This window comes from Pseudomonas sp. LS_2 (assembly GCF_042709235.1).
GTDB lineage: Bacteria > Pseudomonadota > Gammaproteobacteria > Pseudomonadales > Pseudomonadaceae > Aquipseudomonas.
This window is the reverse complement of record NZ_JAVAYC010000002.1, coordinates 232,084-245,149: the sequence shown is the minus strand read 5'-3', so window position 1 is coordinate 245,149 and position 13,066 is coordinate 232,084. Positions and strand designations below refer to the sequence as shown.

The following is a 13,066-nucleotide window of genomic DNA, read 5'->3' as shown; positions in this document are numbered from 1 at the left end:
GGCCAGCCGCCGAGCGGCAGCGTGCTGTCGGGCCGGGTCAAAGTTCGTCGTCCTGCACCAGGCGAAAGTAGCCCGCTTGCAGGCGGCTGTAGTCCTTCAGCGCCAGCGCTTCGAGGTCCTTGACGCCCACCTCGGCCAGGGAGGCGAACAGGTTCAGCTCGCGCTGTTCGTCATCGCCGCCGCCGACCTGGGCATTGCGGATATCGCGCACGGTGGGGCTGCGCAGCGACAGGCTGTCGACCTGCACGCCGTTGGCCTCGCTGGGGCGCGACAGGCGCACGGTGATGCGGTCGGCCTCCAGGGCCAGCCACTTGGGTTGCTGCTTGGCTTGAGCCATGGTCGCCTCCTTACAAGCCGAGCGCGGCGCGCTGGGCGGCCAGTTGGTCGACGCCATCGATCACCCGCTTCATGCCCAAGGCGTCGATCTCGTAGACCTCGCGGCCATCGACTTCCAACTTGTAGTAGGTGACCGCGACGCTGTGCTTGACCTCGGCCTTGTCGCCAGACTTCCAGTCGCCCATGTCGACTTCCTTGAGGCTGCCGCGCAGGGTGACGATGACCGGGGTGATCTTGCCCTTGAGGCCCTTGAAGGCGCCGCGGAAGGTGCCGTTGAAGGCGCTGCCGTCGGCCAGGCCGAAGAACTTCAGGGCCTCGCGGCGCACGCCGGTGGTGGTGAAGGCAGCTTCCTGCTTTTCCATGCCCTGGTCGATCTCGACCGGCATGTCCATGCCGCCGGGGCGGTGCTCTTCCATTTTCAGGGTGAGCTTGGGCAGAGTCAGGCTGGGCACATCGCCCTGGAAGCTCACGCCGTCGACGAACAGGTTCAGGTTGGCCAGGGTTTCGGGAATCATTGCCATGTAAATGCGCTCCTTAGGCGGCGGAATCGAGGACTTCGGTCAGCCACTGGTTGGTGACTTCGACGCGGAAGTTGGGGTTTTCGGCAGGCGGGACGTCGGTGAAGCGGATGTTCCAGTACACCTTGCCCTGCTCGAGCTGGCTGGCGGTGTTCAGTTCCGGGTCGGCGAACACCTCGAAGTTGATGATCGCCCCCTGGTTCTTAAGGTCGCGCATGAAGGCTTGCAGGCCTTCGGTGACGTCCTTGACGTAGGTGGCGGTGATGGCGCGGTCGACGGCCCATTTGTGGCCGTAGAGGATCGCGTCCATGACGATGTCCATGGTGCGCACGCGGGTGACGAAGGCCCATTTCGGGTCGCTCGACAGGGTGCGGTTGCCCCACAGGCGGAAGCCATCGTCGCGGATGATGGTGGCGATGTTGGCGTTGTTGAGCAGGTTGGCGCGGCAGGTTTCATCGCCGTCGAGGAACTCGACCGGGCGGCTGGTACCGGTAATGCCTACGAATTCCTTGTTCGAAGGCGAGGCCCAGAAGCCGTACTCGCGGTCGGTATAGGCGAACAGGCCGGCGACCCAGGCAGAGCCAGGTGCATCGACGGTGTCGGCGGCATCGGTGTCGAAGTAGCGCACGCCCGGGTCGACCAGGAAGGCACGCTTGGCACCGAAGTTCTCGGCGTAGGCGATGGAGGCCTCATCGGTGGTGTTCGGGCCGTCGATGATGGCGATGCCACGCAGCTTGTCGGCCAGTGCTACCAATGCGGTGGCTACGGCCTGGGTGGCGCTGTGCTTGGGGGCGACCAGCAGGCGCGGCTGGGCGTTGAAGCAGCTCTTGCCGTCGAGCAGCGCTTGCAGGCCGGTGCGCTTGCCGTCGGCCAGCACGCTGCCGATGATCGCGGCGGCTTGCTCGGAAGCCTGTTCGACCTTGGCCACGCCGCAAGCGACGATGACCGCACGGGCACGGGTGAAGACGGCGCGGCAGGCCTTGGTGATCGCCGCATCGGCGCCGAAGGCGGCTACGGCCTCGCGTTCGCTGGTGATCAACACCAGGTCGTTGGCCTTGGCCGAGACCTCAGCGCCGGGGGTGAAGGTATCGACCAGGCCGATGATCGAGGAAGATGGCAGTGCAATGGTGCGCGCGCCGGTGTCTACGTTGGTTACGGTGACGCCGTGAAAGAATCCAGCCATTTAGGTTGTCTCCAAGTTAGAAATGAAAAGGCCCTGCAAGTCCAGGGCCTGTGGGTGAAGCGTTGTGTGATGGTGAGGATTGATAGCGCCTGTTAACAGGGCACTCAGCTGGCGACAACAATGGACATTATCTATCTTTAATATCCAATCGCTCGCCACTGCACTTCACGCGAGTCGAAAAGATTGTTATCACAGAAGACCTGCCCATCGAACCCAACTAAACTGGGCACACCAATACTCACCGACTGCCTATTCTGCCGGTAAGAAGATACCGCATAATCTCCCGTTGAAACGCCTACACTTGCAACAACCGAAAAGCATGCATTCGGGAATACTAAGGGAAATACAGTATCTATATTGAATGAAGATACATTCGCCGGAATGGTGATACGTCCCCACTGCTCGATCATACCGTTCGGAATTTTTGACCAGCCATTCAGCGACTTCAGAGACGCATAATTTTGTGTATTTGAAAGCCCGCCCGCTAGTACAGCATAAATGCCGTCACCGTTATAAACCAAAATCAAAGGGGGTTCATTCGCTTTGACCGTAAGGGTGGTATAGGAGGTTGAACCGATTGCGATATACCCACCACTGACAGCTGGTTTATGGACAACGATAGTGCCATCCCCCGAGCCTACCGAAATACAAAAAATAGAGCCGACTGGAATTCCTACGGACGGTAATACTACTGTGCTACTCCAAGTCCCTACCCCGCTCATATAGGTAAGCCGACCGACCTGCTCTAGCGTCAAGGTTGAACCAGAAGGAATGCCAGCCAGACTTGATGGAAGAGTCCACCCAACCTCCTTGACGAACTGCGTAGTTGCCAATTGCGTTGAGATATTTCCGCGAGGAGGCGTTGGACCAGATGGATTCCCGGTGAATATGGGACTGGCGATGGGTGCTTTCAATTCCAGTTTCGAATCTAACTGAGCGATGGAGTAGACATCGGTCAACCCGTAACCAGCGATCGTGGTTGGACTACTGGCCGCTATTACGCGCCCATACTTGTCAACCGTCACACTGCGATAAGTCCCCGCTGCTACACCGCTACGCCCAAAGGCCATTTCGTATTGCTGAGCAGTGACCCCCAAGGTAACAGGCTCATCGGTTACCAATTGCCAAGCACTGTCACCATTGGCCGTACCTTTTTCTACCAGCACCAGCAATCCGGGGGTGACCTTACTATCGCTGTCGGCATCACCACATCGTGTCCAAGCACCGCTAGCCACCGAGTACAGCCCATTGTCCTTAGGCGCGGCCTGGTTCTTGACCAGCACTCGAGCGCCGATGACCAGAGCGATACCGTCAATGGTCTGCAAACCGCTCAAAGCGATAGGTGCGGTGGTCGCGGCGAGCACTGAGTGCTTGAAATCCTGTTTGGCCAACTCCTCCGTGACCCACTCTCTAGTCGCCAGCACCACTGCCGGATCGATTTTCAACTGCACATTGCTGGCGCTGCTGACCACCAGGTTCATCCGGACCACTTGAGTACGTCCCGACCCCTGGCTTAGCAACGGCTTGTAGGTCGGAGCACAGTTGGCTACGGCGACCATGTCATCATCGGCATCGTATAGCGCAATTTCTCGAATCCAGCGCCCGCCGACATCTGCCGGAATAACTTGCTCGGCCACGATGATCGCGCTGTTTCTTTCATCCACCTTCAATTGGTTCAGAGGTGCACGGCGCCACTCGTTGATCAAGCTGGTCTGATTGGCGTTCGGTGTAGGGTCTGCGCCATTGGCATCGCCCACGCCCATTTGTGTGATCCGCCATGGAATGCCCAAAGCATCCGCGTTGGCCTGTTTCGCCGCGCCCACGTTCGTGAGAATGGCGTAGAACTGAGAATTCTGGTCAACCATTTGTAATGTCCAAGGTATCGATTGTGTGTTCACGGCCGCCGCGCCCCATGACGCCGGAGACGTCAACTTCACGTGGCGCCAATGGGTAGATCTCGAGTTCATCCCCGTCCTGGATCGCGCATCCCAGATAGAGTTGCCCCCGGCTCTCCAAGCTGATGACCAAACCCGTCATATGCCGACTGACCGGCCGGGCGTCGTCGATCAGAGCCGACATCTCGTTGTAGATTTCTTCGCTGATGCCCGAGCCGGAAACCCCCACTTTCAAGGCGAAGGTACCCGGCACCCCGGCAGGCGCAGCCTGCCACCACTCGATCACCTCGATCAGGTAACCGAACGGCTCGACCACCCGCCTGAGGGCGCCGAGGGTGCCTTTGTGGGCGTGGACGAAGAACGCCGAGCGGATCACCGAGCGCTTGATGGCATCGCTCCAGTCATCGTCCCAGCGGTCCACCGACCAGGCCCAGGCCAGTTGGTAGAGAAGATGCGGCGGGCAAGTGTCGGGGTTGTACAGGCCGCGCAGGGAAACCTTCAGGTCCTCGTCGGCGGCCACTTCCAAGGCCCGTTCAAGCGGCGTGCGATTCAGTGGCAAGAGGCTTTGCATGTCACTCCCCCCGCGTGATGTCGACGCCTAGGCACCAGGCCGCCTGGGCCTTGGTCGGGCGGATGTCGACCCAGTCGAGCAGCTCGACCCGGCTGACGCCGTCGATGTGCAACTGCGCATCGATGCCCGAGCGCGCCACCTCCACGCCCAGACGGCGCCGAGGGTTGACCCAGGCACGCAGGCGACGTTCGCACTCGGCGCGAATGGCCTCGTATTCCGGGCCGTGGCCGGCCATGTGCAACACCGCCTCGATGCGATACGGCAACACCTCGGCGCTGCGCACGCTGACCCGGTCGGCGACTGGGCGGATGTCGTCGTCGTTGAGGTATGCGGCCACTTCCTCCAACAACTCCTGGCTGGCTACGCCATCGTTCTCCAGGCTCAGCACCGTGACATCGACCACCGCCGGCGACGGGCTTTCGGCAGTCGCGTCGGCGACCTGCCCCGAAGCGTTGCGGGCATGGAGGATGTAGCTGTTGCGCGGGCCGGCGGTTGTCAGGCCTTCGTAGACCAGCTGTACACGCTCGCGCAGGGCATCGTCGGCTTCGAGGATGGCTTCGGTCGGTGGGAAGGTGGTCGGGTCCGCAGGCTGGATCACCAGGCGTTGCAGGGCGACGTTGGCTGCAAGCTGGTCGAGGTCGCGACCTTCGGCATAGGCCAGCAGCAGCGCCTTGGCCGCATCGTTGATGCGTGCGCGGTTGAGTAGCTTGCGGTAGGCACCGACCTCCAGCAGCTTGCTGACCGGGTCGCTCTCCAGCGCGGCGTCCCAGGCATCGCCAAGGTGTGCGCGAAAGGTGGCCAGGTCGGCCTGGTAGAGGGTTTCGAAGTCCAGGTCTTCGAGCAGCGCCGGGGCGGGCAGTTTCGACAGGTCGACCTGGCTCATGCGCGCACCTCCAGTACCGCATCGTCGCCCAGGTAACGACCGCTCAGCAGCAGGTTGACCTGGCCGTCGAGCACCGCCACCACCTTGACTCGCTCGAGTTCAAGGCGTGGCTCCCAGCGTCCGAGGGCGCGGGCGACTTCGGCTTGTACTGCGCTTTTCCAGCCTTCGTTGACCGGCAGGTCGACGTAGCGGCGCAGTTGACTGCCGTAGTCAGGGCGCATGCGCCGGCTGCCCAACGGTGTGGTGAGGATGTCCTCGATGGACTGGCGCAAGTGGGCGATGCCGACCAGGGGCTGGCCGGTGCGGCGGTCCATGCCGATCATGGCGAGCCTCCTGGGGCGGCGCGTGGCCGCGAGTGGGTATGCATGGTGTTCTCCTGACGTGGGACGTCCTGCTCGACAGCGTGCGGTGGCCGGGCGTCAGTGCTTATGGTTGGCGGTGTTGCCAGCGGTATCGATGATTCGCCCGCCGCCGTTGATGTCGCCGCTGACCGTCAACGGGCCTTCGACGCTGACGTTGCCAGCCAGCGTGATGCTGGCGGCGTCGATATGGATGGCGCCATCGCTGACCATCACCGTACTGGCGCCGACCTTGATGCTGGCGGTGCCGCTGGGGAGGTGGATGTCGTAACGCCGCGCTTGCCAGTCGTAGACCAGCGAGCCGCCGTCATCGAAACGCCACGCCTCGATGTGGTCACGGTTGTCCGGCGGGCTGCCTGCATTGCCATAGAGCCCGGCGATGAAGGTGCCCTGGGCCGGCTCGCCGCTGGGGCTGACCAGCACGCCCTGCTCGCCTGGGCTCGGAGCCCGCCAGTGCCGCGCTTTGCCAGCGGCCTGGGCATGCCAGCGAACCCAGGCGCTGGTCCAGCCCGCGCCATCGGAAACCCTTATGCGCGCTGCAGCGAGGTCGACGGCCACGACCCGACAGGGGATGACCAGACAGGCCAGCATGCGATCGTGCATGGCACTGGCGTAGCTCATGCGAGGTCCTCCGGGGTGATGTACTTGCCTTCGTTACCCGGCCCAGTGTCGGGGCTGAAGCCAAGCATCAGGCTGCCCGGCGGTTGGTCGGGCCAGTGCCATTGCGCTTCGCCGAGCAGCACCGGTTGTTCCCACCGTACTTTCCAGTGGTCGCCGGAAAGGTAGGCCCGAACATTGCGGCTCGCTTCCACGAACTCCAGGCCCCACAGCTGCTGGCGCAACAGGTCTACCAGTTGCGCGGCCAGCAGGCTGCCTTGCAGGCGGGCCTCGGGGTTGGCGGCATCGGGGGTGATGTCCGCCTCGAAGGTGGTGAACAGCACCGAACGCCCGTCGCGGGGAGCGGCATCGGCGGTCATGCGCACGATGCCGTGGCGCAACGCCGGTAGCGCGGTATCGCTTCCTACATCTGCATATGCATCGACTGACGCAAGTTCAGGCATCGCCTCACGAATCGTTGCGGTCAAGGCCGCATGCAGCGTGGCCAATTCACTCATGTCCGTACCTCCTATCGTTCATCGCGCAGCCCCAGGCGCCGTGCCGCCCAGCGTTCGTATAGGCCGATGGTCACATCGGCACCGGCCATCGCGGTCAGGCAGCCAAAGGCGCTAGCAGTCCAGATAGACAGGCCGCTGGCATACAGCAGCATGACCGTCGAAACCCCACACACCATGCAGGCTCCGGAGCGCAGCGCCAGGCGCCGCACTAGCGACCAGCCCTTGGCTCCGGCCTTGTCGGCCCGCCACATCTCGCCAGCCAGACCGCCCAGCAATGCCAGGACGATCACCAGCCAGAGCGGCATTTCCAGCAACGCTTGTTGCTCGTTCGTCACTGTCGTGTCTCCTGTGTGATGCCCGCCGGCCGTTGCCGGCGAGGTGTTGTCATGGAAATCGGCATTCCAAAGGGCCCGCTGCGCAGGCCCTTCAGTAATGCGCGTTGGTAACCGCCGGCCACGACTGGTGACGCCGTGCGGTTGCGCTTCAAATTGGTGACTCCGACCGCGGCCGCCTGCCCGCCGGATAACTGTTCGTGGTGCTTTACGCTGCACACCCGGGCCAGTTGCCAACCCTCTGGACAGTCAAGGCCTGTCCATCGCTGCCTGTGTAACAACCGGTTGCTGTCCGGCTTGAGACACAGGCTATGCATTAACGCATATGCAGTCAATGCATTTTTTTGCATTTGCATGCACGCGCTTTTGCTGAAATGCATGAAAGGCTTAGCCGGCGAGGCTCGTAGGAGTTTTCTACCGGCAAAAAAAAACCCGCCGAGGCGGGTTTTCCAGAAGGACGGGGCTTATCGGGCGTACATGCCCCACCAGAACACATGGCCAAGCATGCTGATCTGCTCCTCCTGCATCTGCTGGAAGCTGTAGTCTTCATCCGGGTGTTCGTCGCGGTTGAAGCTGCGCAGGCGGATGCCGGTGGGCAGCCGGTAGACCTGCTTCACGCGCAGTTGGCCGTTATGGTTGATGGCGTAGAGGTCGCCATCGATGATGTCGCCGATGCCGCACTTGCCGGTATTCACCCCGACCGTCGCGCCATCGCGCAGCACCGGCAACATACTGTTGCCCCTTACTGTCACGCACTTGGCCTGGTCGAACTGCACCCCGTTGTGGCGCAGGCTGCGCTTGCCGAAGCGCAGGCGCGCGCGCTCGCTTTCCTCGATGACGAATCTTCCTGATCCTGCTGCCAATTCGACCTCGCGAAGAAAGGGGACCGACACCTCGTCGTCCTCGACGGGGGTTTCGTCGTCCCACAGGCTGATGTCATCCAGATCGGCATGAACCCGCACAGGCTGCAGCACCTGGCGGGCTTCGCCCAGGTCGGCGCGGCCACGCAACTGGTCGGTGCTCAGGCCAAAATACTCGGCGATCTTCGAGACGTGTTTATCCGAAGGGTCGACGATTTTCTCGCTGAGGATGCGCGACAGGGTGGATTGCGGTACGCCCGTGCGCCGGTGCAGCTCCGTCGGTGACAGGCCGTGGCGGTCGAGCAATTCTCTGAGTACGGTAGCTACGTTGCGTTTTTGCATAGCGTGCATAATGCAGGCTGCTTCGGCTGAATGCAATGGCTGCTGCATGGCTGTGGCAACCTGGCCCCGCATCTGGAAAATCCCTGTATCATCGCCTGTTTCGCAAAAGCCACCAGAAACCGCTGTAAGGCCTCGAATGTCCGATCTCTCCGCACACACCCCGATGATGCAGCAATACTGGAAGCTGAAGCACCAGCACCCAGACCAGCTGATGTTCTACCGCATGGGCGATTTCTACGAGATCTTCTACGAAGATGCGAAGAAAGCCGCGAAGCTGCTGGACATCACCCTGACCGCGCGCGGCCAGTCTGCGGGCCAGTCGATCCCGATGTGCGGCATCCCGTTCCATTCATTGGAGGGCTACCTGGCCAAGCTGGTGAAGCTCGGCGAGTCGGTGGTCATCTGCGAGCAGATCGGCGACCCGGCCACCAGCAAGGGGCCGGTGGAGCGTCAGGTGGTGCGCATCATCACCCCCGGTACGGTTAGCGACGAGGCCCTGCTCGATGAGCGCCGCGACAACCTGATCGCCGCATTACTGGGTGACGAGCGCCTGTTCGGACTGGCCGTGCTGGACATCACCAGCGGCAACTTCAGCGTGCAGGAAATCAAGGGCTGGGAAAACCTGCTGGCGGAGCTCGAGCGCATCAACCCGGTAGAGCTGCTGATCCCCGATGACTGGCCCCAGGGCCTGCCCGCGGAGAAACGCCCCGGCGCACGGCGTCGAGCCCCCTGGGATTTCGACCGCGACTCGGCACGCAAGAGCCTGTGCCAGCAATTCGCGACCCAGGACCTCAAGGGCTTTGGCTGCGACAAGCTGACCCTGGCCATCGGCGCCGCCGGTTGCCTGCTGACCTACGCCAAGGAAACCCAGCGCACCAGCCTGCCGCACCTGCGCAGCCTGCGCCATGAGCGCATGGACGACACGGTGATCCTCGATGGCGCCAGCCGTCGCAACCTGGAACTGGATATCAACCTGGCCGGTGGCCGCGACAACACCTTGCAATCGGTGATCGACCGTTGCCAGACCGCCATGGCCAGCCGCCTGCTGACCCGCTGGCTGAACCGCCCGCTGCGTGACCTGAAGGTGCTGCAGGCGCGCCAGGGCTCGATCCGCTGCCTGCTCGACAGCTACCGTTTCGAGAAGCTGCAACCGCAACTCAAGGAAATCGGCGATATCGAGCGTATCCTCGCCCGCATCGGCCTGCGCAACGCCCGCCCCCGCGACCTGGCACGCCTGCGCGATGCCCTGGGCGCGTTGCCCGAATTGCAGAACGCCATGGCCGAACTGGAGGCGCCGCACCTGGCGCGCCTGGCGGCCATCGCCGGTACCTATCCGGAACTTGCCAGCCTGCTGGAGCGGGCGATCATCGACAACCCGCCGGCGGTGATCCGCGACGGTGGCGTGCTCAAGACAGGTTACGACAGCGAACTGGACGAGCTACTGGCGATGAGCGAGAACGCCGGCCAGTTCCTGATCGACCTGGAAGCCCGCGAGAAGGCCCGTACGGGGCTGGCCAATCTCAAGGTCGGCTACAACCGGGTACATGGCTACTATATCGAGCTTCCCACCAAGCAGGCCGAGCAGGCGCCGGCCGACTACATCCGCCGCCAGACCCTCAAGGGCGCCGAGCGCTTCATCACCCCCGAACTCAAGGCCTTCGAAGACAAGGCACTGTCGGCCAAGAGCCGCGCCCTGGCACGCGAGAAAATGCTCTACGACGCGCTGCTGGAAACCCTGATCGGCCACCTTGCGCCCCTGCAGGACAGCGCTGCGGCACTGGCCGAACTGGACGTTCTGAGCAACCTGGCCGAGCGCGCGCTGAACCTGGACTTGAACTGCCCAAGTTTCGTCGACGAACCTTGCCTGCGCATCGACCAGGGGCGTCATCCGGTGGTGGAGCAGGTACTGACCACCCCCTTCGTGGCCAACGACCTGGCGCTGGATGATGCCACGCGCATGCTGATCATCACCGGCCCCAACATGGGTGGTAAATCTACCTACATGCGCCAGACCGCACTGATCGTGCTGATGGCGCATATCGGCAGCTTTGTCCCGGCGGCACGTTGCGAGCTGTCGCTGGTCGACCGCATCTTTACCCGCATCGGCTCCAGCGACGATCTGGCCGGCGGGCGCTCGACGTTCATGGTCGAGATGAGCGAAACCGCCAATATCCTGCACAACGCCACCGACCGCAGCCTGGTGCTGATGGACGAGGTTGGCCGTGGTACCAGTACCTTCGACGGCCTGTCCCTGGCCTGGGCTGCCGCCGAGCGCCTGGCCCAACTGCGCGCCTACACGCTGTTCGCCACGCACTATTTCGAGCTGACGGTATTACCGGAGAGCGAGCCGCTGGTGGCCAACGTGCACCTCAATGCCACCGAGCACAACGAGCGCATCGTCTTCCTGCACCATGTACTGCCCGGCCCTGCCAGCCAGAGCTATGGCCTGGCGGTGGCGCAACTGGCCGGGGTGCCCGGGCAGGTAATCCAGCGCGCACGCGAGCACTTGGGTCGCCTGGAAACCGCAAGCCTGCCCCACGAAGCGCCGGTGGCCAAGAGCAGGGGTCAAGCGCAGGTTCCACACCAGAGCGACCTGTTCGCCAGCCTGCCGCATCCAGCCATCGAGAAGCTGGGCAAGCTGGACCTGGACGACATGACACCGCGCCAAGCTATCGAAATGCTATATCAACTGAAAAACCTGTTATAACGGCCGACCGCGCAAGCTGGTAGAATCCGGCGCGGTTCGCGGCACCGCAGGCTCCTAGCCTGGTCTGCGGCACATCGTGAACCGCGCTGCCCTGAGAGGAAGGGCACGCTGCCGTCGCCTGAGGAGAGAATTAGAAATGACCTTCGTCGTCACCGACAACTGCATCAAATGCAAGTACACCGACTGCGTGGAAGTCTGTCCGGTGGACTGCTTCTACGAAGGCCCGAACTTCCTGGTTATTCATCCGGACGAGTGCATTGATTGCGCCCTGTGCGAACCAGAATGCCCGGCCCAAGCCATCTTCTCGGAAGACGAAGTGCCGTCCGGCATGGAGAATTTCATCGAGCTGAACGCCGAGCTGGCAGAAATCTGGCCGAACATCACCGAGCGCAAAGATGCGCTGCCAGACGCCGAAGAGTGGGATGGCAAGACCGGCAAGATCGCCGACCTGGAACGCTGAGCCTCAGTGCTCGGAAACAAAAAAGGCCCCAAGCGGGCCTTTTTGTTTTTTTGCAGGCAAAAAAAGGGGCGGTTTGACCCGCCCACATTTTTTCCGTAGTCCCTGCTTGTCCCAATCATCATCCTGATGAATCGCGTCCTGCGATGTCCCTGGCGATCATCCTTGAGCGCCTGTGCCAGTCCGTCGGCACAGTTCGAATACTAGCGATTCCAGCGGCGGCGGCAACCTGCATGCATCTCAAGATGCTACCGTGGAAACATTTCTACAAAACTAAAAAATCCTTAAAAATCATTCAATTAACAAATAGGCCGCACTGGAAGCGACAATGATTTACCGACTCCTACAGCAATGACTTACACGACACGTAAGCAATCACTTACACGCGAAGCAACTACGGTGGTGCTGTAAACATTTACCACGGATACAAAAACGCCCCGAGGTTATCGGGGCGTCTTGTGCGCAAAGGCTTGGTGAAACCAGCTACTGGAACAGAGACTCGCTGGACAAGCCATTTTTCTCGAGGATTTCGCGCAGGCGCTTGAGGCCCTCTACCTGGATCTGCCGCACACGCTCGCGGGTCAGGCCAATTTCCAGGCCTACGTCCTCGAGGGTGCTGCTTTCATGACCGCGCAGACCGAAGCGGCGGATAACCACCTCACGCTGCTTGTCAGTCAGCTCGCCCAGCCACTGGTCGATACTCTGCGACAGGTCATCGTCCTGCAACAGCTCGCAGGGATCGGTTGGACGGTCGTCGGTCAGCGTGTCGAGCAGAGTCTTGTCGGAGTCCGGACCCAGCGAAACGTCCACAGAAGAGACGCGTTCGTTGAGGCCGAGCATGCGCTTGACCTCAGCCACCGGTTTTTCCAGCAAGCCGGCGATTTCTTCCGGGGAGGGTTCGTGGTCGAGCTTCTGGGTCAATTCCCGCGCAGCTCGCAGGTAGACGTTCAGCTCCTTGACGACATGGATCGGCAGGCGAATGGTGCGGGTCTGGTTCATGATCGCCCGCTCGATGGTCTGGCGGATCCACCAGGTCGCATAGGTAGAGAAGCGGAAACCACGCTCTGGATCGAACTTCTCGACCGCGCGAATCAGCCCCAGGTTGCCTTCCTCGATCAGGTCGAGCAAAGACAGCCCACGATTGACGTAACGACGCGCGATTTTTACGACCAAGCGCAGGTTGCTTTCGATCATGCGCTTGCGCCCGGCAGGGTCGCCCTTCTGCGACAGGCGCGCGAAGTGCACTTCCTCTTCCGGCGAAAGCAGTGGCGAGAAGCCGATTTCGTTGAGGTACAACTGGGTCGCGTCGAGCGCCCGGCTGTAATCGATGTACTTATGTTGCTTTAGTGACGAGCCTTGCTTGGCCCTGGTCCGAACAGACGGTACAGCAGGTTCGTCTGACACCACATCCGTTTCCAAAACGATGCCGGTCTCCATCAGGAGCAGGTCATCGTCGATGTCAAACTCCGGCACTTCTTTACTGAGAGCCATTGTTATAGTCCTTTGCT

The 13,066-nt window shown here is 61.8% G+C and carries 14 protein-coding genes; 2 read left to right on the top strand and 12 right to left on the bottom strand.

The window, feature by feature from the left end; translation table 11 throughout:
• Nucleotides 1-37: 37 nt before the first annotated feature.
• From RAC97_RS02895 to RAC97_RS02845, 11 genes are all read right to left on the bottom strand, one after another.
• Nucleotides 38-337, bottom strand: a complete 300-nt coding sequence (locus tag RAC97_RS02895) for a phage tail assembly protein (RefSeq protein WP_375098216.1) — start codon at nucleotides 335-337, stop codon at nucleotides 38-40.
• Between the two features lie 10 nt (nucleotides 338-347).
• Nucleotides 348-857 carry a phage major tail tube protein gene (locus RAC97_RS02890; protein WP_375098215.1) on the bottom strand — a complete coding sequence of 170 codons (510 nt, stop codon included), beginning with the start codon at nucleotides 855-857 and terminating at the stop codon, nucleotides 348-350.
• A gap of 13 nt (nucleotides 858-870) precedes the next feature.
• Nucleotides 871-2,037 carry a phage tail sheath subtilisin-like domain-containing protein gene (locus RAC97_RS02885; RefSeq protein WP_375098214.1) on the bottom strand — a complete coding sequence of 389 codons (1,167 nt, stop codon included), beginning with the start codon at nucleotides 2,035-2,037 and terminating at the stop codon, nucleotides 871-873.
• A 137-nt stretch (nucleotides 2,038-2,174) separates the two neighbouring features.
• Nucleotides 2,175-3,902: a phage tail protein gene (locus tag RAC97_RS02880; protein WP_375098213.1), complete on the bottom strand. Its 1,728-nt coding sequence runs from the start codon at nucleotides 3,900-3,902 to the stop codon at nucleotides 2,175-2,177.
• Nucleotides 3,895-4,503 (bottom strand): phage tail protein I, encoded by a 609-nt coding sequence (locus RAC97_RS02875; RefSeq protein WP_375098212.1) that lies wholly within the window; start codon nucleotides 4,501-4,503, stop codon nucleotides 3,895-3,897. The genes RAC97_RS02880 and RAC97_RS02875 overlap by 8 nt, the downstream gene beginning before the upstream one ends.
• Nucleotide 4,504: 1 nt before the next feature.
• On the bottom strand, nucleotides 4,505-5,386 hold the full coding sequence (locus tag RAC97_RS02870; protein WP_375098211.1) for a baseplate J/gp47 family protein: 882 nt from the start codon (nucleotides 5,384-5,386) through the stop codon (nucleotides 4,505-4,507).
• On the bottom strand, nucleotides 5,383-5,709 hold the full coding sequence (locus tag RAC97_RS02865; RefSeq protein WP_375098210.1) for a GPW/gp25 family protein: 327 nt from the start codon (nucleotides 5,707-5,709) through the stop codon (nucleotides 5,383-5,385). Before RAC97_RS02865 ends, RAC97_RS02870 begins: the two co-directional genes overlap by 4 nt.
• Nucleotides 5,710-5,805: 96 nt before the next feature.
• Complete coding sequence (locus RAC97_RS02860) at nucleotides 5,806-6,366, bottom strand: phage baseplate assembly protein V (protein WP_375098209.1); 561 nt, start codon at nucleotides 6,364-6,366, stop codon at nucleotides 5,806-5,808.
• Nucleotides 6,363-6,860, bottom strand: a complete 498-nt coding sequence (locus tag RAC97_RS02855; RefSeq protein WP_375098208.1) for a hypothetical protein — start codon at nucleotides 6,858-6,860, stop codon at nucleotides 6,363-6,365. The genes RAC97_RS02860 and RAC97_RS02855 overlap by 4 nt, the downstream gene beginning before the upstream one ends.
• 11 nt (nucleotides 6,861-6,871) lie before the next feature.
• The gene (locus RAC97_RS02850) at nucleotides 6,872-7,195 is read right to left on the bottom strand and encodes a phage holin family protein (protein ID WP_375098207.1); all 324 of its coding nucleotides are present in this window, start codon (nucleotides 7,193-7,195) and stop codon (nucleotides 6,872-6,874) included.
• A gap of 461 nt (nucleotides 7,196-7,656) precedes the next feature.
• On the bottom strand, nucleotides 7,657-8,403 hold the full coding sequence (locus tag RAC97_RS02845) for a helix-turn-helix transcriptional regulator (RefSeq protein ID WP_375098206.1): 747 nt from the start codon (nucleotides 8,401-8,403) through the stop codon (nucleotides 7,657-7,659).
• Between the two features lie 127 nt (nucleotides 8,404-8,530).
• Here RAC97_RS02845 and mutS point away from each other — a divergent pair, with 127 nt between their 5' ends.
• Both mutS and fdxA read left to right on the top strand, forming a co-directional pair.
• Entirely contained in the window at nucleotides 8,531-11,101 is a 2,571-nt protein-coding gene (gene mutS / locus RAC97_RS02840) for a DNA mismatch repair protein MutS (protein ID WP_375098205.1), read from the top strand.
• Between the two features lie 136 nt (nucleotides 11,102-11,237).
• Nucleotides 11,238-11,561 carry a ferredoxin FdxA gene (gene fdxA, locus RAC97_RS02835; RefSeq protein WP_027595821.1) on the top strand — a complete coding sequence of 108 codons (324 nt, stop codon included), beginning with the start codon at nucleotides 11,238-11,240 and terminating at the stop codon, nucleotides 11,559-11,561.
• Nucleotides 11,562-12,041: 480 nt separating this feature from the next.
• On the opposite strand, the gene rpoS is transcribed toward fdxA, so the two are convergent.
• Complete coding sequence (gene rpoS, locus RAC97_RS02830; RefSeq protein ID WP_275636621.1) at nucleotides 12,042-13,049, bottom strand: RNA polymerase sigma factor RpoS; 1,008 nt, start codon at nucleotides 13,047-13,049, stop codon at nucleotides 12,042-12,044.
• Between the last annotated feature and the right edge of the window lie 17 nt (nucleotides 13,050-13,066).

Excerpts from the sequence above, each read along its gene's own strand:
- RAC97_RS02895 (WP_375098216.1), bottom strand. The coding sequence starts at position 337 with ATGGCTCAAGCCAAGCAGCAACCCAAGTGGCTGGCCCTGGAGGCCGAC.
- RAC97_RS02890 (WP_375098215.1), bottom strand. The coding sequence starts at position 857 with ATGGCAATGATTCCCGAAACCCTGGCCAACCTGAACCTGTTCGTCGAC.
- RAC97_RS02885 (WP_375098214.1), bottom strand. The coding sequence starts at position 2,037 with ATGGCTGGATTCTTTCACGGCGTCACCGTAACCAACGTAGACACCGGC.
- RAC97_RS02880 (WP_375098213.1), bottom strand. The coding sequence starts at position 3,902 with ATGGTTGACCAGAATTCTCAGTTCTACGCCATTCTCACGAACGTGGGC.
- RAC97_RS02875 (WP_375098212.1), bottom strand. The coding sequence starts at position 4,503 with ATGCAAAGCCTCTTGCCACTGAATCGCACGCCGCTTGAACGGGCCTTG.
- RAC97_RS02870 (WP_375098211.1), bottom strand. The coding sequence starts at position 5,386 with ATGAGCCAGGTCGACCTGTCGAAACTGCCCGCCCCGGCGCTGCTCGAA.
- RAC97_RS02865 (WP_375098210.1), bottom strand. The coding sequence starts at position 5,709 with ATGATCGGCATGGACCGCCGCACCGGCCAGCCCCTGGTCGGCATCGCC.
- RAC97_RS02860 (WP_375098209.1), bottom strand. The coding sequence starts at position 6,366 with ATGAGCTACGCCAGTGCCATGCACGATCGCATGCTGGCCTGTCTGGTC.
- RAC97_RS02855 (WP_375098208.1), bottom strand. The coding sequence starts at position 6,860 with ATGAGTGAATTGGCCACGCTGCATGCGGCCTTGACCGCAACGATTCGT.
- RAC97_RS02845 (WP_375098206.1), bottom strand. The coding sequence starts at position 8,403 with ATGCACGCTATGCAAAAACGCAACGTAGCTACCGTACTCAGAGAATTG.
- mutS (WP_375098205.1), top strand. The coding sequence starts at position 8,531 with ATGTCCGATCTCTCCGCACACACCCCGATGATGCAGCAATACTGGAAG.
- fdxA (WP_027595821.1), top strand. The coding sequence starts at position 11,238 with ATGACCTTCGTCGTCACCGACAACTGCATCAAATGCAAGTACACCGAC.
- rpoS (WP_275636621.1), bottom strand. The coding sequence starts at position 13,049 with ATGGCTCTCAGTAAAGAAGTGCCGGAGTTTGACATCGACGATGACCTG.